The sequence below is a fragment of the Marinoscillum sp. genome (genome assembly GCF_965229915.1).
Lineage (GTDB): Bacteria > Bacteroidota > Bacteroidia > Cytophagales > Cyclobacteriaceae > Marinoscillum.
Genome location: NZ_CBDDJZ010000001.1, coordinates 1,562,457 through 1,582,500, shown reverse-complemented (window position 1 = coordinate 1,582,500; position 20,044 = coordinate 1,562,457). Strand labels below are relative to the sequence as shown.

At 42.1% G+C, this 20,044-nt stretch carries 17 protein-coding genes and 2 rRNA genes (1 of these 19 running past the window's edge); 14 read left to right on the top strand and 5 right to left on the bottom strand.

The window, feature by feature from the left end:
* From ACO067_RS06850 to ACO067_RS06815, 8 genes are all read left to right on the top strand, one after another.
* Positions 1-2,091, top strand: a 23S ribosomal RNA gene (locus tag ACO067_RS06850) (it extends 778 nt beyond the left edge of the window).
* A gap of 175 nt (positions 2,092-2,266) precedes the next feature.
* Positions 2,267-2,378 (top strand): 5S ribosomal RNA (gene rrf / locus ACO067_RS06845).
* 229 nt (positions 2,379-2,607) lie between these two features.
* Positions 2,608-4,545, top strand: a complete 1,938-nt coding sequence (locus ACO067_RS06840) for a BatA domain-containing protein (RefSeq protein WP_421872307.1) — start codon at positions 2,608-2,610, stop codon at positions 4,543-4,545.
* Positions 4,542-5,798 (top strand): dihydroorotase, encoded by a 1,257-nt coding sequence (locus ACO067_RS06835; protein WP_421872304.1) that lies wholly within the window; start codon positions 4,542-4,544, stop codon positions 5,796-5,798. Before ACO067_RS06840 ends, ACO067_RS06835 begins: the two co-directional genes overlap by 4 nt.
* The gene (locus ACO067_RS06830) at positions 5,798-6,307 is read left to right on the top strand and encodes a DUF4199 domain-containing protein (RefSeq protein ID WP_421872302.1); all 510 of its coding nucleotides are present in this window, start codon (positions 5,798-5,800) and stop codon (positions 6,305-6,307) included. Before ACO067_RS06835 ends, ACO067_RS06830 begins: the two co-directional genes overlap by 1 nt.
* 8 nt (positions 6,308-6,315) lie before the next feature.
* Positions 6,316-6,849 carry a DUF4199 domain-containing protein gene (locus tag ACO067_RS06825; protein WP_421872299.1) on the top strand — a complete coding sequence of 178 codons (534 nt, stop codon included), beginning with the start codon at positions 6,316-6,318 and terminating at the stop codon, positions 6,847-6,849.
* An 8-nt stretch (positions 6,850-6,857) separates the two neighbouring features.
* Positions 6,858-7,832: a glycosyltransferase family 2 protein gene (locus tag ACO067_RS06820; RefSeq protein WP_421872296.1), complete on the top strand. Its 975-nt coding sequence runs from the start codon at positions 6,858-6,860 to the stop codon at positions 7,830-7,832.
* Positions 7,825-8,820, top strand: coding sequence for a glycosyltransferase (locus ACO067_RS06815; protein ID WP_421872294.1), 996 nt, complete (start codon positions 7,825-7,827; stop codon positions 8,818-8,820). Before ACO067_RS06820 ends, ACO067_RS06815 begins: the two co-directional genes overlap by 8 nt.
* Positions 8,821-8,880: 60 nt before the next feature.
* Here ACO067_RS06815 and ACO067_RS06810 read toward each other — a convergent pair whose 3' ends face one another.
* On the bottom strand, positions 8,881-9,648 hold the full coding sequence (locus ACO067_RS06810) for a class I SAM-dependent methyltransferase (protein WP_421872291.1): 768 nt from the start codon (positions 9,646-9,648) through the stop codon (positions 8,881-8,883).
* Between the two features lie 93 nt (positions 9,649-9,741).
* Between ACO067_RS06810 and ACO067_RS06805 the strand changes: the two genes are divergently transcribed.
* Entirely contained in the window at positions 9,742-10,158 is a 417-nt protein-coding gene (locus ACO067_RS06805; RefSeq protein WP_421872288.1) for a hypothetical protein, read from the top strand.
* Positions 10,158-10,745 carry an acyl-CoA thioesterase gene (locus ACO067_RS06800; protein ID WP_421872286.1) on the top strand — a complete coding sequence of 196 codons (588 nt, stop codon included), beginning with the start codon at positions 10,158-10,160 and terminating at the stop codon, positions 10,743-10,745. Before ACO067_RS06805 ends, ACO067_RS06800 begins: the two co-directional genes overlap by 1 nt.
* Here the strand turns inward: ACO067_RS06800 and ACO067_RS06795 are convergent.
* From ACO067_RS06795 to ACO067_RS06785, 3 genes are read right to left on the bottom strand one after another with little or no spacing between them, the layout of a single operon-like run.
* Entirely contained in the window at positions 10,742-11,917 is a 1,176-nt protein-coding gene (locus ACO067_RS06795) for a DnaJ domain-containing protein (RefSeq protein WP_421872283.1), read from the bottom strand. The two genes, ACO067_RS06800 and ACO067_RS06795, sit on opposite strands and share 4 nt — an antisense overlap.
* Before the next feature lie 47 nt (positions 11,918-11,964).
* Positions 11,965-12,339 (bottom strand): fluoride efflux transporter CrcB, encoded by a 375-nt coding sequence (gene crcB, locus ACO067_RS06790; protein ID WP_421872280.1) that lies wholly within the window; start codon positions 12,337-12,339, stop codon positions 11,965-11,967.
* Positions 12,336-12,920 (bottom strand): ACP phosphodiesterase, encoded by a 585-nt coding sequence (locus tag ACO067_RS06785; RefSeq protein ID WP_421872278.1) that lies wholly within the window; start codon positions 12,918-12,920, stop codon positions 12,336-12,338. Before ACO067_RS06785 ends, crcB begins: the two co-directional genes overlap by 4 nt.
* Positions 12,921-13,042: 122 nt before the next feature.
* Between ACO067_RS06785 and ACO067_RS06780 the strand changes: the two genes are divergently transcribed.
* From ACO067_RS06780 to ACO067_RS06765, 4 genes are all read left to right on the top strand, one after another.
* Positions 13,043-13,438: a TerB family tellurite resistance protein gene (locus ACO067_RS06780; RefSeq protein ID WP_421872275.1), complete on the top strand. Its 396-nt coding sequence runs from the start codon at positions 13,043-13,045 to the stop codon at positions 13,436-13,438.
* A 2-nt stretch (positions 13,439-13,440) separates the two neighbouring features.
* Positions 13,441-15,342: an AAA domain-containing protein gene (locus ACO067_RS06775; RefSeq protein ID WP_421872272.1), complete on the top strand. Its 1,902-nt coding sequence runs from the start codon at positions 13,441-13,443 to the stop codon at positions 15,340-15,342.
* Positions 15,343-15,433: 91 nt separating this feature from the next.
* Positions 15,434-15,943 (top strand): hypothetical protein, encoded by a 510-nt coding sequence (locus ACO067_RS06770; RefSeq protein ID WP_421872269.1) that lies wholly within the window; start codon positions 15,434-15,436, stop codon positions 15,941-15,943.
* Complete coding sequence (locus ACO067_RS06765) at positions 15,930-16,352, top strand: sporulation protein (RefSeq protein ID WP_421872266.1); 423 nt, start codon at positions 15,930-15,932, stop codon at positions 16,350-16,352. The genes ACO067_RS06770 and ACO067_RS06765 overlap by 14 nt, the downstream gene beginning before the upstream one ends.
* A 68-nt stretch (positions 16,353-16,420) precedes the next feature.
* Here the strand turns inward: ACO067_RS06765 and ACO067_RS06760 are convergent, their stop codons facing one another.
* The gene (locus tag ACO067_RS06760) at positions 16,421-19,708 is read right to left on the bottom strand and encodes a M4 family metallopeptidase (RefSeq protein ID WP_421872264.1); all 3,288 of its coding nucleotides are present in this window, start codon (positions 19,706-19,708) and stop codon (positions 16,421-16,423) included.
* Positions 19,709-20,044: the final 336 nt, after the last annotated feature.

Below are 20,044 nucleotides of genomic sequence, written 5' to 3'. Positions count from 1 at the left end.
TTTGGATGACTTGTGGGTAGGGGTGAAAGGCCAATCAAACTGAGAGATAGCTCGTACTCCCCGAAATGCTTTTAGGAGCAGCGTGTGGGTTTAGTTTTCTAGAGGTAGAGCTACCAATTGGACTAGGGGGAGTCAAATCCTACCAAATCCAGATGAACTCCGAATGCTAGTAAATATACCACACAGTGAGGGTTGGGGTGCTAAGGTCCCAATCCGAGAGGGAAAGAACCCAGACCTACAGCTAAGGTCCCAAAATCTACGCTAAGTTGAACTAAGGGGGTCCAGTTGCTTAGACAGCCAGGATGTTGGCTTGGAAGCAGCCATTCATTTAAAGAGTGCGTAACAGCTCACTGGTCGAGCGACAGGGCATCGATAATAATCGGGCATCAAGTGTAGTACCGAAGCTTAGGATGTATTTATACATGGTAGGGGAGCATTCTCTTCAGCGGAGAAGGTGTGCTGTGAGGCATGCTGGAGCGTAGAGAAGCGCAAATGTAGGCATAAGTAACGATAATGCGGGCGAGAAACCCGCACACCGATAGACCAAGGTTTCCCCGGCAATGCTAATCAGCCGGGGGTTAGTCAGGACCTAAGGCGAACCCGAAGGGGGTAGTCGATGGCCAACGGGTTAATATTCCCGTACCACCTTTATTTTCGATGGGGTGACGGAGTAGTGAAAGCACCGCGTACTGACGGAATAGTACGTTGAAGGGTGTAGGTATTGGCCGAGTAGGAAAATCCGCTCAGCTAGCTGAACCTGATAGTACCACAAGTCTACGGACGCGTGGATAGTGTGCCTAAACAGACTTCCAAGAAAAACCTCTAAGGTTAGGATAAAGGTGCCTGTACCGGAAACCGACACAGGTAGTCAAGGAGAGAATCCTGAGGTGCTCGAGTGATTCATGGCTAAGGAACTAGGCAAAATGGCCCTGTAACTTCGGGAGAAGGGGCCCCACGTTTCGGCGTGGGCGCAGTGAAAAGGCCCAGGCGACTGTTTATCAAAAACACATGGCTTTGCGAAATTGAAAGATGATGTATAAGGCCTGACACCTGCCCGGTGCTGGAAGGTTAAGGGGGGATGTTAGCTTCGGCGAAGCATTGAACTGAAGCCCCAGTAAACGGCGGCCGTAACTATAACGGTCCTAAGGTAGCGAAATTCCTTGTCGGGTAAGTTCCGACCTGCACGAATGGTGTAACGATCTGGGCACTGTCTCGGCCATGAGCTCGGTGAAATTGTAGTAGCGGTGAAGATGCCGCTTACTCGCAACGGGACGGAAAGACCCCGTGAACCTTTACTATAGCTTCACATTGGTATTGGGTAAATGATGTGTAGGATAGGCGGGAGACTCTGAAGCTGCGTCGCTAGGCGTGGTGGAGTCGTTGGTGAAATACCGCCCTTTATTTATCTGATGCCTAATCCGGAAACGGAGACAGTGTGTGGTGGGTAGTTTGACTGGGGTGGTCGCCTCCAAAAGTGTAACGGAGGCTTTCAAAGGTACCCTCAGCATGTTTGGTAATCATGCGTGGAGTGCAATAGCATAAGGGTGCTTGACTGTGAGACTAACAAGTCGATCAGGGTCGAAAGACGGATATAGTGATCCGGTGGTTCTGTATGGAAGGGCCATCGCTCAAAGGATAAAAGGTACTCCGGGGATAACAGGCTGATCTCCCCCAAGAGCTCACATCGACGGGGAGGTTTGGCACCTCGATGTCGGCTCGTCACATCCTGGGGCTGGAGAAGGTCCCAAGGGTTGGGCTGTTCGCCCATTAAAGTGGCACGCGAGCTGGGTTCAGAACGTCGTGAGACAGTTCGGTCCCTATCTGTTGCGAGCGTAAGAAACTTGAGAAGATCTGACTTTAGTACGAGAGGACCGAGTTGGACTAACCGCTGGTGTACCAGTTGTCTCGCCAGGGGCATTGCTGGGTAGCTATGTTGGGAAGGGATAAGCGCTGAAAGCATCTAAGCGCGAAACCCACTTCAAGATGAGGTTTCTTTAAAGGGACGTTATAGATGATGACGTTGATAGGCTGCAGGTATATAGGTAGTAATATCAGAGCTGAGCAGTACTAATTACCCGTAAGCTTTCTTGTCGAGCCCACTTTATGCAAGTGGGGATGATGAACTTGCTTCGAATTTTTCAGAGAATCTTTCACATATATATGTCAAAACCGACACTAGTCGGGAGTCAATAGTTTATAGAAGATAGACTAAGACTTAAAAATATCAAGACCATGACGCTGACTTACGTTCAGTCATGGCAGGTTTTATGGTGATTATTGCGGTGGGGTCCACCTTTTTCCATTCCGAACAAAGAAGTTAAGCCCACCAGCGCCGATGGTACTGCAGTAACATGTGGGAGAGTAGGTCGTTGCCAGTTTATTACAAACCCTGATTGGTTTTCCAGTCAGGGTTTTTTGTTTTTAAAGCTTTATTAAATTTAAACATACTACTCTTATGCACATAGCCCTGGGATGGTACCTCGACGTGACTCTGCAGGCTACATACCCATTAAAATGTCCGTGTGTACGACTGCTTAACTTGCGATGTGGTCAGGCAGTTAAATAATCATAACTTTGAAATAGCTACTTCGTACTTAAATTAGCAAAATGATATTTCAAAATTCGTGGGCTCTGTACGGTTTGGTGTTGCTGATAATACCTCTTGTAATACATCTTTTTAGTTTTAGAAGGTATAAAAAAGTTTTGTTTTCCAATCTTTCTTTTTTGTTTGACATTAAAGAGCAGCGGAAATCCAGTTCAAGGTTAAAGCGGATATTGGTAATGATAAGTAGGATGATGGTGTTCTCGTTCATCATTCTTGCCTTTGCACAACCATTACTGGACCAGCAAAGTGAAATAGATGGAAGTAATCAGCTCTGGTATCTGGACAATTCATTGAGTATGCAGCAAACTGATGTTACGGGTGAGCCTTTGTTGTTTAGCTTGAATGCATTGTTAGAAAGTAAATCTGAACAAACGACGAATAATGAACTCAGGCTGCTGACCAATGACGGTACACAATACGTAGGTCAAAAGAGTCAAAATCAATTTAAAAACACGTTTGCGAGTAAATCTTATACTCTTTCGCAAATAAAAGATAAGGCAGACTTATATTCCTCAGACCACGTAAAATTGTTTTCTGATATGCAACGAGCAGTTTTTGATTTAGAAGAAATAACCGCAGACACTTCGAGGACTTACGAGATCAATCAATTTCGGGCTCAAAATACGGGGAATATTTCTGTTGATACAGTTTTTATATCTACGCAATCGTTAATTAGTGGACGGAGTAAATTAACAATAAATATTAGAAATTTCGGATTTGACGAGAAAAGCGGGGTTTTGGTCAAATTGAATAGAGGAAAACAACAGCTCGCGTCATCTTCTGTGGATGTGGGCGCAAATGCTATATCTGAATTAACATTTCCCATTAATACCATGGATGATTTTTATGGAGCGTATTCGATTGAAATTGAGGATGTACCGGTGGTTTTTGACAATGTGTTTTATTTCTTTATTCCAGAACCAAGTAAAGCAAAAGTGATTGTTCTGCATGGTGCTAATGATAATCCATCATTCATTGATCGATTGTTTGGAAATAAGGGTTACTTCGACATACACAGTAATGACATATCATCAACATCTCTGAACTTATTGCTCACTGCTGACTTTATCGTCTTAAACGAACTGGATGTAATACCTGAGTGGTTGATCACACAAACAAGTAAAATAAATTCACGCTTCTTAATTGTACCTTCTGCCTCTCCTGATCTAGATTCTTATTCAAGATTTTTGGAGTTGAGATTATCTGAGGTCAAGAATTCGTATAGTCAGTCATTGAGCCAGGAATCATTGAGTCATCCTCTACTGGAAGGCGTATTTGTTAAAAATGATCAAGAGGCAAGTTTGCCTAAAGTATCGGTGCAAATTAACCCGGTAGGCTTCTCAGAAAACATATTGGAGACCAATGCTAAGGAAGCTTTTCTGGTCAAAAGCGGACAGAACTATTTGTTGACATCTCCGCTATCGGATGAGTTTACCAATTTTCATAAGCATTCTCTGTTTGTTCCTATTATGTATGAGTTGGCTCGGCCATCTTCACAAGAGCGGCTGTTTTACCGTATTGATGGAGGTTTCATGTCGTTGAAAGCTGATTCTATTGAAAATGAATCGGTGTATAAGCTTGTGTCTGAATCTGAGTCTTTTATTCCTTCATGGCGATATTCTGGTGATAGGTTGATACTTGAGATTCCAGAGGATCTTAGTCATCCTGGGATTTATCACTTACTGACCGCTGCTGATACCTTGGGAGCGGTTGCATTGAATTTTTCGAAGCAAGAGTCAGATGTGAGACCTTATAGTTCTGAAGAAATTGAACAAGCTATTAATGGGGTCACTCATATACGCTACAATGTCATGGACGATCAAGTCTTCTTAGAGAGTTCAGTAGGGGATTCGGACCAATTGAGCTTATGGAAATATGCATTACTTTTGGCCTTGAGTTTTTTACTTATTGAAACCATTCTGCTAAGATTTCTTAAATGAAAGTACTGCTCAAAAAATCCACTATTTTGGATCCCTCATCGGAGTATCATGGTCAGACAATTGATGTGTACATTGAAAACGGCATTATAGAAAAGATCGATTCTAACATTAAGAAATCTGCTGACTATACTTTTGAAAATCTCAGTTTGTCTCCAGGTTTTTTTGATTTGAATGCTCATTTTAATGAACCGGGAGGTGAACATAAGGAGGACTTGAAGTCCGGAAGTAAATGTGCTTTATTTAGTGGTTTTACGGATGTTTGTGTGTTGCCCAACACTGAACCAGTCATTGAATCAAAGAGTGATGTAAGATACATTCAGCAGGGTCATGCAGAGGAAGGGATCAATTTGTGGGCTATTGGTGCTGTGAGTGAGGGATGCAAAGGGGAAAATCTGAGTGAGATCTTGGATTTGCAAAATGCTGGCGCTGTGGCGTTTTCAGATGGGTTGAACCCCATTTGGAATACCGAACTCTTATTAAAGTCACTTCAATATGTTCAAAAGTTTGATGGTTTGGTGATTACGAGACCCAAAGATGTTCATCTGTCTCAATTTGCTCAAATGCACGAAGGTAAGGCTAGTACAATTCTTGGGATGAATGGCGAGCCGTCTCTTTCAGAAGAAATAGCAATAAAAAGAGACCTGGAGATTCTTCGATATGCAGGTGGTAGGTTGCATTTTTCTTTAATATCCACAGCTGAGGGTATTAGCTTAATCAATAAGGCGAAGAAAGATGGCCTATTAGTGACTTGTGATGTGGCGATTCATCAACTGTTTTATACAGAGGATGATTTGACAGATTACAACTCAAATTTTAAAGTGGATCCACCATTTCGATCGGAAAAAGACCGTAAAGCCCTAATTAGGGGTGTGCAAACTGGAGTAATTGATGCGATCGTTTCTGCTCATAATCCTCAAGATCCAGAAAGTAAGGATCTAGAATTTGATTTGGCCACTCCGGGGATTTGTTCTTTACCTACTTTCTATAGCGATCTAATAAAACTCTCTAGTCAAATCGACATTGGAGTCTTGATTGATAGAGTGACAAAGGGGCCAAGACGGATATTGCAAATGAATCCTGTGATAATTGAGGAAGGCGCTCAAGCTAAATTGGCACTATTTGCTCCTGAGGAAAAGTGGACCTTTGATATGTCTACGAACCCTTCAAAATCAGTAAACTCACCACAGTATGGTGAAGAAATTACGGGTAAGTGCATTGGGGTGATCAATGGAGATGTAATCAGGAAGAATTAATGTTTAGAACAGCTATAAAATATGCTCCAGTTGCGGGAGTATTCATGGTCATCATTTACCATTTGTCCTTCTTCATTGGAGTCAATCCACAAATTGATTTGGGCCATTTGTTTTTTGACCTTGTCTTAATTGGTATGTTCATATTCTTTGCTGAGAAGGATTTCAAAAGGTATACAAATGATGGTATCCTTCATTTTTGGCAAGGAATGACGATTGGATTTATCGTATATACAATTGGTTCGGCTGTTTTTTTGATAGCACAAATTTTTTATTACAATTTTGATACTGATGCTGTAATAAATTACCAGTCAGCAGCGACTAATTTTTTAAATGAACGATCGAAGATTTATGTTGAGAAATTTGGACAAGAAGCTTACGAGCTACAGCTGGAAGAAATTCAGAAAGTGACCAAATGGGATCTCATTCAAGAGTCAACGATTAAAAAAATTATAGCCGGATTCTTCATAACACCGGTTATATCAATAATTTTAAGGAAACAACCTAACTAAAACTCGTCATGGAAGAAACAAAAGATGTATCTAAGAAAAGTGTAGCCATTAAATATGGTATTATTGGAGCCCTGATATCTATAATTGTATTTGTAGTACAGGATTTTGCAGGGATTGCCGGAAACCCAGATACCAGTTGGATTGCCACTGTGCTATCCATTGTGATTTACGCTGGAATCATTTTCGTTGCTCAGAATGATTACAAGAAGAATGGAGATGGTCATTTAAACTATGGTGAAGGCCTTGGTTTGGGAACTTTGCTATCGCTAGTTTCCAGTGTTATCTCAAGTATATTCACCTATATTTATGTCTCTTTTATCAACCCTACATTTATCGAGAACATTCGTCAGACACAAATCCAAGCTTTGGAAGAGCAAGGAATGACAGATGCACAGATTGAACAAAGCATGGGTGTAATGGAAGCAATGTCTGGACCTACAGCAATGTTAATTTTTGGTATTTTAGGTGGTGTATTTTTTGGTTTTATCGTGTCTCTGATCGTTACGGCATTCACTAAAAAATCAAGACCTGAATTTGAATAGTTAACTCTGTGTCGAAAAAAGCACTTGAATTATCAGTAATCGTACCGGTATTTAACGAGGAAGAATCCTTACCGGAGTTGTTTGAATGGATTTGTAGGGTAGTCGATGAAAATGGTATTTCAACAGAGGTGCTTTTTGTTGATGATGGAAGTAGTGATACTTCCTGGAATGTAATCATGGAATTGAGAAAATCGGATTCTCGGGCCAAGGGAATCCGATTTAATAGAAATTATGGCAAGTCGGCTGCACTTCAAACTGGATTCCAGGCCGCTATTGGTGAAGTGGTAATTACCATGGATGCGGACTTGCAAGATAGTCCTGATGAAATACCAGGAATGGTTCAGATGATCAAAGAAGAGGGTTATCATCTTGTTTCTGGTTGGAAGAAAAAGCGTCACGATCCACTAGGGAAAACAATACCTTCCAAATTCTTCAATGGTGTAACCAGAATGGTTTCTGGCATTAAACTGCATGATTTCAATTGTGGGTTGAAGGCATATCACTCAGATGTAGTCAAGAACATAGAGGTATATGGAGAAATGCACCGATATATCCCACTTCTGGCTAAGTGGAGTGGATATTATAAGATTGGCGAGAGGGTAGTTCAGCATCGAGAGCGTAAATACGGAACCACCAAATTCGGATTGGAGCGATTTATCAATGGTTTTTTGGACCTGATTTCGGTCAGTTTTGTCACTAGATTCCGGAAAAACCCAATGCATTTTTTCGGAACGTTTGGTACCCTTTCGTTCCTATTTGGCTTGATTGTAACTGGATATATTATTGGTGATAAGCTTTACAATCTAGCACATCAACTACCTGCACGAGATGTGGTGGATCAACCGCTGTTCTTTTTGGCACTGGTGGCTATCGTTATTGGTACACAATTGTTTTTGGCTGGATTTTTAGCTGAGATGATCATACAAACGAATCCAAAGAAAAACGATTACCTGATCTCTGAAAAAATTGGCATAGATGCCTAAATACTCCATTATTGTCCCTGTTTACAATCGTCCTGATGAGGTAGATGAGTTGCTTGATTCTCTTCAAAGTCAGACTTACAAGGATTTTGAGGTGGTGGTGGTAGAAGACGGGTCTACTGTTGATTGCAAATGGGTGGTTGAAAAGTATGAGTCTGATCTGGATATCCATTACTTGGTAAAGGAGAACGGCGGACAGGGTTTTGCCAGAAACTATGGGTACGAGCGAGCGAAGGGAGAATATCTGATTGTTTTTGATTCGGATTGCTTAATCCCACCTCATTATTTGGCCAGTGTTGATTCTTATTTACAAGCCCAGCCTGTGGATGCTTACGGAGGCCCTGATGCTGCTCATGAGTCATTTAATACCACACAAAAAGCCATCAACCATGTTATGACTTCACTGTTTACGACAGGAGGTATTCGGGGCAATAAAAAGCACATAGGTCAGTATCATCCAAGGAGCTTCAACATGGGCATCAGTCGTAGAGTTTGGGAAGAGACCAAAGGATATATCATTCCATTCATGGGAGAAGATATGGAATTTAGTACCCGAATTATCAATTCAGGATTTAATACGGCATTAATTCCAGGTGCCTTTGTTTATCATAAACGTCGGACAGATCTGAGAAAATTTTTCAAACAGCTGAAGTACTTTGGAAGAGCTAGAATCAACCTTTCTCGCTTTCACAAAGGTCAAGTTGGAATAATTCACCTGTTTCCTACGGTGTTTTCCTTAGGACTAATTGTATCCTTGATTTTAGCTTCATTGTTAGAGCCTTTGGGCTTTTTGGGATTGGGATGTTATGCAGTTTACTTCACTATGTTAAGCTTAGAAGGTTTATTTAAGACCAAGTCAATTGGAGTTGCTTTACTCGCTCCATTAGCTGGACTACTTCAGTTAACTGGTTATGGATACGGTTTGGTTTATGAGTGGATTAGGAAGCTACGCGGTATAGATCCGAACACCAAGTATATTGAGCTTTATTAGTGATTAGTGATTAGTCGGTTAGTGACTGGTTGATTGGTTATTAATGATTTGGGTTACTGGTTAAGGTTTTTCTACACGATAAATAATCTCCTCTTTTGGAAGTGCGTAGCGATTTATTGCGGATTCCGGTAGCTCCATTACCATCTTTTCTTCTACCACTTTAAATCCTGAACTAGCCAATCGCTCGGCATAGTCTTTTCCATACATTCGGACATGATCATCCTGACCAAAGGCTTTCTCCCTTTCTGCCGGTGAAGTGATGCTTTTATTCTCGTAGGTAGTCTCCTTTAACGGAAAGAAAAATGGCACTTGCAAAATGGCCCATCCACCGGGTTTTAATACCCTTTTCATTTCCTCCATTGCTTTGATATCACTGTCTACATGTTCCAGCACATGATTGCAGAAGATGACATCAAAGGTGTTTTCATCAAAGGGGATGTCGTGGATATCCATTTTGACTTTTGCGAGGGGTGATTCGATATCTCCGGTGATGTAATCCAGGTTTTTCAAACTTTCGAACCGGTCGATGAAGCAGAGTTCAGGTGCTATGTGAAGCATTTTTCTCTCTTTCGTAAAGAAATCCGTTCTCTCCTTCAGGTAAAGCCAAATGAGTCGGTGTCTTTCAAGAGCCAGGCAGTTTGGACAAAGTGCATTCTCTCTGGACTGTCTTCCATACGGTAAGAACTTTCTAAAAGTAGAACTACAGACGGGACATTCGACTTTGTTGCCACTGTAGAAAAGGGCAAGTACCCTTAAACCATAGTGACTGAATAACTGTAAATATTTTCTTGGGACTTTTCTAAGTAAAAAACTTATTATTTGCTTCATGTAGCGCTTGCTCAGATCTTGATCAATTGGCTGCCAAAGATAGGTAAGATCACTATATTTATAGATTAAACAGGTAATGTAGGACTTATGGTGATGCGATTTACCGTATTGGTGGGGATAATGATGTTAGCTAGCTGCCTTGCTCAAGCTCAAAAGAAGAAAGATGATGATATAACGAGTCAATTTCCCACAGAGAATACACGTTTTGGATTAGAGGCCAATAAAGCTAAGAATAGGCCGGACAGGAAGAATATCTCCTATCTGTATGTAGAGAGTTCGAAAAATATACTCTATGGAAATCCATGTGCAACCGAGGCAACGCGTAAAATGGGTTTTGAATATGTAGTGCAGCCATTGGGTATTCCTGGAAGTCCAGAGGCCGATGAGATTGAAAAGCATAACTTCCTGGTGAAATTGAAGTTGTTTTTTACCAGAGGACCTTTTTGGAAATTGGTCATTAATAAACGAATAAAAGAATGTGCTGCTAAAAGCGGTGATATTGTAGGATAATGGAAGGATTACCTGTTAGTTTTTCGCAGACAACACTCACTGAGCTCATGATACCGAGCTATGCCAACTTCGGAGGTAAGATCCACGGAGGTATCTTATTATCACTTATGGATAAAGTGGCGTATGCGTGTGCAAGTAAACATGCTGGAGCTTATTGTGTGACAGTATCTGTCGATGAAGTAGAATTTCTACAGCCGGTAGAGGTTGGGGAGCTAGTGCACTTCAAAGCTTCGGTTAACTATGTTGGCAACACTTCGTTAGTAGTCGGGATACAAGTGACTGCTGAGAATGTAAAAAACCACTCTATCAAACATACCAATACCAGTTACTTTACCATGGTGGCCAAAGATGACGATGAAAAACCCACTCAGGTGCCACCGTTGATTCTTGAAGATATGGATCAAATCAGAAGGTTTATTGAAGCAATTAAGCGGAAAAACCTTAAGGCTGAATCCCGAAAAGCAATGAAGCAAGTGAAGTCTAATTTTATTTTAGTAGAAGATTTCCCACTGCTAAGAGGTCAGCGATGTGAGACGCACCTGAGTAAGGAAGGTGGGGAATGGGATGAATTATTTGCCAATAATTAGTTACAAGTAAACCCTGGATCGCCCAAATAACCGAGTTGCTCCGCGATACTCAGCGCATAGCATGCTTTTCGTTTTTTTCCTGTTTCATACAATCCTTTTGCTGCTATCACATAATTTGCGGCACTATCAGGCCACATATTGATGTTCCATTTGGTAGCTTTTACGGCTCTTTCAGGATTGCCTGTTTCTAAATACGCCTGGGCCAATCCGGTGTACAAGTAGTAGTGTTCTGGCGGAATTAGTCTTCCACTGATGACTAAAGGATAGCCATCTCCATAAGTGCCTTTATACGCTTCTATTGCCTTTTCACTGGCTAACTCATAATAAATTAGCGCTTCTTCGGGATTTTTGAGATTAACATGATGGATTAGAGCTAGTGACATATAGGCGTTAAGCATGTGATACCCATTTAGCAAGAGTTGATTGTATTGTATAATGGCTTTTTCCAATTGACCATTTCGGTGATAGGATTCTGCGAGGTGTTCTAGAAGGACCTGGGTCGTTCTGGGGCCATAGTCTAGGATTAATTCGTAATAGTAAATGGCCTCACCAAAATTCTTATACCGATAGTTTCTCTCGGCTTTATCCAAAAACTCCACATACAGGTGTTCTTTGAACTCAGCCATGTCTTTTTCACTTTCACGAAATGTTCCCAGATCATTGAGGCGAATCATTGCGGCTTCTAATTTACCATTGCTATAGTCTGTTCGCACTAATTCAAATAAGGATCTTCGTTCAGCTAATTTTTCAGCCAATGCCTGCATATCCAGGTGTTGTTTGATCCCAATAGCGCTCATCACAATGATTGCAACAATGATCGTAAAGCCAAAAGCATAGGCAGTAGCTATCCAGTTTTCCCGCCAGTTGATGCGTGGGTCAACGTAAGGTCTTCTGGGTCTACGAGGTGAATAGGATGCGTCATGCCAGGTAGTAGTGTTATATGTGTTAGCCGTGCCAGTGACAAACTGTCTTTTGAGGTCATATCTTGCTTTTTCATAGGGATTGGAAAGAATCTGATAGGCAAGATTGATCTCTTTGAAATACTCTTCCATTTGAGGATGACCAGCATGCTTGTCTGGATGATATTGTACAGCGAGTTTTTTAAATGCTGCTTTAATCTCTGCCTGCGAGGCAGATTCATGAATACCCAGCGTGTGATAGTGATTTGACATAAGTGAGCAATTCCTACTAATAAACGCCCTAAGTGACTGTTATTGTTTTAAAGAGCCATCTTCTCAGTAATCCAAAACCCAGAAATACAAAGAAAAATTCCGCCAATCATGCTGACTGTTGCGTACATGAGAAACTGTGTATACTCTCCAGACTGAAGGAGTTTTAAGCTGTCCAACGAAAATGTGGAGAAGGTAGTAAAGCCACCACAGAATCCGGTGATCAACATAAACTGGATGGTAGAAGAGCCTGATTTTATATACAGTGCACTGAGCACTCCGATGATGAGGCTACCCAACAGGTTGACCGTGAGTGTGCCAAGTGGATAGCTGCTAGTAGAGAACTGGGCGTAAAACAGGCCGATCAAATACCTGCCGACACTACCCAATGAACCACCCAATGCAACGTATAAAATCTCTTTCATAATGATTCAAGTTTCTTTTGGCAATGTGTGATCAATTTTGGGAAAAAGCTAACGAACTCTGCTTTGTACGCTTCGTAGTGTCTTTGTAGTTCTTCACTGGCATGTTCCATTCCCGAGTTAAAAGGTGTTCTTCTGGACATTCCTGTGAGTGCTTGATCAATTCCTGCGATGTGTTGATAATTGTATAACCAGTTATCTCTGGCCATGTATGTGAGCATGTGTCTGGCTTTTGGTGGAACCAAATCGCCTTGTTTTTTGATAACGGAATAAGCCCAATTTGTATATTCCAGAAGTGGTGTGGTGTGATAGTCAGTCCACAAGCTGGCAAGGAAATGATCGTAAAACACATCTGCAATTACTGGTGCATAGTGATGATAAATGGGCCGTAATCTCTTTTTGGTTTCCAGTACCGTAGGGTGAGAGTCAGTGTACTCGTCGATTTCACGATGTAGTAGAATTCCTTTGAGAATTCCACCATCGTAATCATTTACCGCTTTTCCCTTGACAAAATCACCGATGAAATTGCCAACAAGGATTTCAGGGTCTTCAAATGATAGATACACATGAGCTAAGAAATTCATTCAATATGTGGTTGGTGCTCGGGAACAAAAATTTTGTTCATCTTGTATTTTACATTAAGTTTAAAAATTATTTCTGAACTACCTCTAAAAGCATCGAATCAATAGCTTCAAGATCCACAAATATGGCCCGCACTCAGTTAAATCTCCTTGTGCAACTGGCAAAGATAGACGGAGTGGTTGTGCAGGACGAGATTGATCTGATCAAAAAGATTGGTGCACAGCACGGTATGTCCCAGGATGAGATCAGTGCGTGCTTCGAGGACCCCAACCTCATAGAGGACCTAAGTAATCTCACAGACGATGAGAAATATGAGTTTATCTACAACGCAGTTCAGCTGATGAAAATAGATGGTCGATTGTACAAAGAAGAGATCCAGTTCTGTGCCCGGATAGCTAGCAACATTGGTTACGCTGAAGAAGTGCTAATCGAGCTGATGCTGAAGATTTACAGTGATCCGGACATTTCTGCAGATAAGGATACACTCAAGACCACTATTCAGAAGTATCTCAAAAAGTAAGTATGGATCACTCTGAGCACTTTTTGCACCTCTTGCAGTTGCTCAAGCAAGAACGTGTAGAGGACAGAAAACAATACGAGAACAAAATCCGCAATAGATCTCTTGATGATCGGAGGAAAGAAGGAGTCACTTGGTACCCCGTGGTGGTGGACAGATCTTATTTGGGTACTGGAGAAAAGTGGGTTCTACAACTGGAGCGCACCACACTTCAAGGGGAGCGTCACTATTTTCAGGCAGGATCTTCCGCCAGTCTTTTCTTGAATGATGATAAAAAGCAATTATCTGCTTCTGGTATAATCAGCAGGGTATCTGAAAAATACATGACACTGGTGCTCAACAGTGACGATGCTCCTGATTGGATAGATGATGGAAAGTTGGGGGTTAATCTTTTGTTTGATGAGAGTACTTACGACGAGATGGAGCGAACTATGCACTTCATGGCTTCAGTACGAGAAGGACGCCTCAAAGAGCTGATTAAGGTAATGCTTGGTGAAGAGGCTCCGGTTTTTCACTCTTTGGTTGATTTGAGGCATCCGGGTTTGAACGATAGTCAGAATAAGGCCTTGTCTCATATTAGATCTGCAAAGGATTTGGCTTTAGTTCATGGACCACCAGGAACGGGAAAAACCACTACTCTTGTAGAGGCCATCAAGGATACCGTAACAGATGAGAGGCAGGTGCTGGTGGCAGCAGCAAGCAACGCCGCAGTGGATTTGCTGGCAGAGAAACTTACCCAGCAGGGTATTCGTGTGCTAAGAATTGGCCATCCGGCACGAGTCACAGATGAGGTGGTGGCATGTACATTGGATGCCAGGATCAGTGAGCATGATGATGCCAAAATGCTCAAGGATCTTAGAAAGAAGGCTGAGGAGTTTAGAAATCTGGGTAGAAAGTACAAAAGAAATTTTGGCAAGGCAGAGCGAGAACAACGCAAACTCCTGCTGAATGAGGCCCGCAATCTCAAAGAAGAAGCCCATTTGCTAGAAGAGCACATGATCTATGATGAACTAAATAAAGCACAGGTCATTGCTTGCACATTAATAGGGGCGAATAGTTCTTATCTCAAAAACAGGACGTTTAAGACCTTATTTATAGATGAAGCTTCACAGGCATTGGAGCCAGCGTCCTGGGTGCCGATTATCAAGTCGAATCGAGTGATCATGGCTGGAGACCACTGGCAGTTGCCACCCACAGTGAAATCTCTTGATGCTGCTAAAAATGGGCTTTCAGAAACCATTTTTGAGCGAACGATTGAGCAATGGAATGCAGACGTGATGCTGGAGGTTCAGTATCGCATGCATAATGACATTATGCAGTTTTCTAATGAGAAGTTTTATGGTGGTAAGCTGAGGAGTGGAGAAATCATTTTGCAGCGGAAAACACTCTTCTCCCAGGCTGTGAGGTTTATTGATACTGCCGGGTGTGGTTTTGATGAGAAGCTCAATCAGGAGACGCTATCTACATACAATGAAGAAGAAGCCCGATTTGTGCTAAAGAGGTTAGAAGAGACGCTCGATGAATTGTCTACTCGTGATGAGCGCATTCCTAGTGTGGGAATTATTGCACCTTATAAAGCACAGTCTGAATTGCTGAAACGGTACATCCAGGAGACTGCCATCAGTGAGGAGGCTCTGAAACGTATAACGATCAATTCTGTGGATGCCTTCCAGGGACAGGAGCGTGATATCATGTTTATTTCTTTGGTTCGGTCTAATCCAAATGGTGAGATCGGTTTTCTGGCTAATGAAAGAAGGATGAATGTGGCCATGACTCGAGCCAGGCACCTGCTGGTGATGGTGGGAGATTCAGCTACATTAAGTAGCAATGCATTCTTCAATGAGCTCATTGAAAACCTACAAACTCGGAACCTTTATCAGAGTGCTTTTGAGTATTTATACTCCTAAAATCTTGTCTTATTGTCTGTGGTCAGAAAAATACCATCTTCCACGTATAGCTAAGAGTCATATTTATTGACATTTTTAAAGAAAAAAGGAAATGGGGATCTTCTCAAAAATCAAAAACTACATCACTGGCGGTGCTGCGGAGGTATCGATAGTTTTTGAAAATAATACCACAGACGGAAAGTCTGTCATGCGACTGTTCGTTCTGGCCAAAGCTCTGGATAACTGTAGTATTAAAAAAGTCTATCTGGATATCAGAGGTCAGGAGACTTACAAAAAGCAAGAAACACGAACGACCACAGACAGCAACGGAAATGTACAAACGACCACACATCACGTCACTGCTCATGACAATCACTACCGTTATCAGTTGATTCTTGCAAATGATGTGACCATGCAGGCCGGTGAGGAGCAGCGTTGGCTCGGCGAGTTTGAGCTGCCAGAAGATGCATACCCTACTTATCATGGTAAGGATTGCTTTATGAAGTGGCAGGTTTTTGCAGGGCTAGATATGCCAGGAAATGATCCAGACAGTGGTTGGGTTGAGTTTTTTGTAAATAAGCAATTGAATTATACCATAAATCAAGCGAATGGGACTTTTTGAGAATGTCAAGAATTACGTGACCGGTGGAGCTGCTGATGTCAATGTTTTGATCAGTAATCCAGTGATGACTGAAGGAGAGTCATTGAAACTTGCTATTACAGTTAGACCCACAGGCGATACGATCCATATCAAGAGAATATACCTGCAGGTGAGAGCACAGGAGATGTCTTCTGTAACCCACATTTTGTATGATCAAGAGTACACTATTGATGAAGAAATCCAGATCAATGCTGGAGATGAAAGAGAGTGGACATTCGAAGTGGAATTACCAACTGAGGTGCCTGCTACCTATATCGGAAGACATTTCAGGATGCATTGGGCTGTAAAGGCCGGTCTGGAGATGAGTGGAGTAGACCCCAATAGTGGCTGGCAGCCTTTTGTGCTCAATAAAACAATGCACTACTCATAGAGTACTAAAGCAAAAAAGGCTGCTCAAAATGGGCAGCCTTTTTTCGGATATGTTTCAACTTGTTGATTTTATTCTTTTAAGAATTTCGTGCTATGCTGTCCTTTTTCTGAGGTGATCTCGAAAAAGTAAAGCCCTTTCTTGAGACCTGATACATCAACACGGTTACCTGCAGGCTCAATAGCTTTGAGTACTTCTCTTCCGCCAAGGTCAATAATTCTCACTTCAGTAATCTTCTTGAAGTCACCAGCATCGAATTCAATAGAGCTCTGTGTTGGGTTCGGGAACACCGTAAAGCTCGCTTTAGAGATACCATCTTTTAATGATTCTGCAGATGGTGCGTCAGCATTGTTAAATGTAATCACGCTTGTGTTGGAGATATTTACCGTGTAGTCCTCAACCTCTCCATAGGAGAAGGAACCACAGCTGGATGGTGTGCTGTTCCATACCATGGATACTCTCATTCGGGTAGAGCCCAGACTAGCTGATGATGGCACTGTGAAGCTAGAAGAGTAGGTATTGCCATTGGAAGTAGTTCCACTCACTACTCGCTCACCACTGTCATTAAAGTCACCATCCTGATTATAATCAATCCACACTCTCCAGTTTTCGCTATAAGATGAGCTACTAAATCCAGCAGAGAAGTAAATAGTATTGCTAGAACCAGTCGTTAAAGTAGTGGAAAGAGAAGTGAAATCACCATACCCACCATTGGCCGAAGTAGTATTGTTAATAGACCCTAACTGCACCTTATCAATCCACTCATAGTTGGTGTTGTTTCCACCTGTGGAGCAATACGAAACAGAAGGAGAGTTAGTAGTCACACTCAATGCGCTACTTTGGGCTGACACATTGCCAGCGGCATCTTTAGCAGCTACTCGATAAGAATAAGTAGTGGATGAAGATAGTCCCGTAATGCTAGTACTGGTCCCGCTTACTGATTTAAGGAATGAACCGCCCTGGTATACATCATATCCTGTTACACCGACATTGTCGGATGACGCATTCCATGAAAGTGTGAACGAAGAAGTAGTCACATTGGATGAAGAAAGTCCAGTTGGTACACTTGGTGCAGTGGCATCAGGTGAGGAGGTTGTCACATTTATTGTATTGCTGGCATTTGATTCATTACTAGCTGCATCAACGGCTGTTACATAAAACGAATAAGAAGTGCCAGAAGTAAGCCCTGTAATGTTAGCCGTAGTGCCAGTCACCGTGCCAATGTTCGTAGATCCCTGATACACGTTGTATCCAGTTACACCCACATTGTCAGATGATGCGCTCCACGATAGTGTCAGAGTAGTCTCCTGTACATTAGAAGCCGATAGGCTGGAAGGAGCTGTAGGAGCTTGCGTATCTGCACCTCCGCCACTTATACAGAAATTGGTACTCTCAGAGGAATTGAAATCTCCCCCTGATACAATGGTGGTAGATCCACTAGCAAGTGAATAGCTACCGTTTCCGTAAGAACAGCAGATACCATCACCATATGAGTCATTGATAGTAAACGTATAGTCTCCAACAGTCAATCCACTGATCGTTTCCGTGACTGTTGATCCGTCTGGTTGAGAACCATATGTCCCACCGGACGCTACCGTACTGCCACCGCTATTTTTAACTGTCCAGCTTGTTTCTTCGGGATAGTTGTCTAGTGTGATAGTCAAAGTAAGTGGAGCGGACACACATCCGATTGGCTGCTGGTACTCTGCGCCTACGCCCACTGCATACCATGCATTGGTTACCGCAATCTCCTCAGCTGATCCGGCTCCATAAAGGTCCTTTGCTGATTGTATAGCATATGTTCTCCAGTCAGCATAGTCCGAATTGACACTTAGGTACTGTGATTCCGCTCTCCAGTTGATAGCAGCAGCTTTGTCAATGCCTATACCTGTGACACTGTAGCTGTCACCATTATCGTTTGTTCCTGATTTACCAACTGTCAAAATATAGAACATGTGGTTTCCAACACCACTGTTGGTGTGCACACCGCATTGGTCGTTGTTGTTGGATGGATTACAGTTAGTTACACCTACCCAATAGGAACCGCCATATGTGTCTGGCTGCCCATATGCATTAGGATTGGACATGGAACGGAAGGTTTGACCTATTTCAGTACCTAGATTCCAAAGATCTTTGCTAGTTCCATAGTTGGTGTTTGTGTAGTTCTCCACACAAGTACCCCAGATATCGGAGAAGGATTCGTTCATTGCTCCTGATTCTTTTTGGTACACCAGGTTGGCAGTATACTCCATGAATGCATGACCTATCTCATGTCCTGTAATATCCACGGTTGTTAAAGGATCCAGAGAGTTTCCTTTACCATACACCATGACATTTCCATTCCAGAAAGCATTGTCATTGTACCCTGATGGATAGCCATATACAGCTTCAATATCGGTGTTTACGTGACTATTGATGGTAGCTCCAGATCCATTGTAGCTATTACGACCAAATGTGGTAGAGAAGAAGTCATAAGTGGCCATCGCGCCAAAGTGTGCTTCCAGTCCTGCATCATCCTTGTCAGAGTTGTCAAACTCGGAAGCTGTCCAGCTGTTGTTGTTGTCTGTGTAGTCCGAAGAGCCAATAGGTACGCCCGAGCTGTTTACACTCGTAGCTGTGGTGGCATCCCAGGTAACTACTCCACTACCTCTGCTGTAGTCTCTCAGTCGATAATATCCACTATAGCTATCAGTAGATAGTGTCTGGCTACCACTATATCGGGTATCTCCTGATCCGGTGGCTTGTGCCAGGTGAATCTTAGAATACTGCATGAGTATTTCACCCGATTTAGCGTCCACATAGACATCATAGCGTTGGAATGGTCTGGCAGCTATCACTTCAAATTTGTAAGCCAGACGAGCCTCACTACCTGTGGTGGCAGCATCCAGGATTAAGAGCTCAGCTTTAGGAGTAAGACTTTTGTCTGTGTCCCAAACGAACTCTTTGGCATCAATGTTCTTACGAGCTTTACCCAAGGCTGCAGACTCTGAAAGTTCTGTTTTCATGTTTAAATCGCCTATTTTGGCAAAGTTTCCAGTAAGATGAGTGACTGCTCCGTCTTTTGAATGGACAGAATATTCAGATCCGAAGACTTTCACTCCTTTGTAATAGTGTTGGAATTTTTCATGAGTGAAGCCAAGGTTATCTGACGCTACTTTTACTGATTCCATTTGATCCTCAGCTCTTAGGTTGAGTTTCTCTTTTAGTAAAGCCTTTCCATTCTGTGGATTCTGAGACTGAAACTGTGTGTCAATAAGTCTTGGTGACCGATAGGTTTTGATAGGTTTTTGTGCCTTTTGGGCATACCCCATCAGCGAAGCTCCAACCAGGAGACCCGCGGTGAGTAAACGAGTTTTCATAGTTTGATTTTTGAATTATGGTTAACAACGGTTTAAATTCTTGTATGCAGTACTTCTTGGGCGAGTTACCTCGTATTATTTTTCATCATATGCTTAAAGGTTTTGCTGGCCGTTTTAAGAAGGCATTTGCGATATTTAGTGTCCAAAATATCTACGGCGGATTCTCAAATATATAGAATATGCTTAGGAAGAATGAAGGAAATTAAGAGGGTTTTTCGTCTTTTACTCAACTTCGAGGAAATGTTTGGTTATATCAGAATTTGGAAAATTTTCTTCAACCAAAAATCGATTTCACTTATGTCCATTTTAGGATCAACGGGTATAAATGTAAGATGA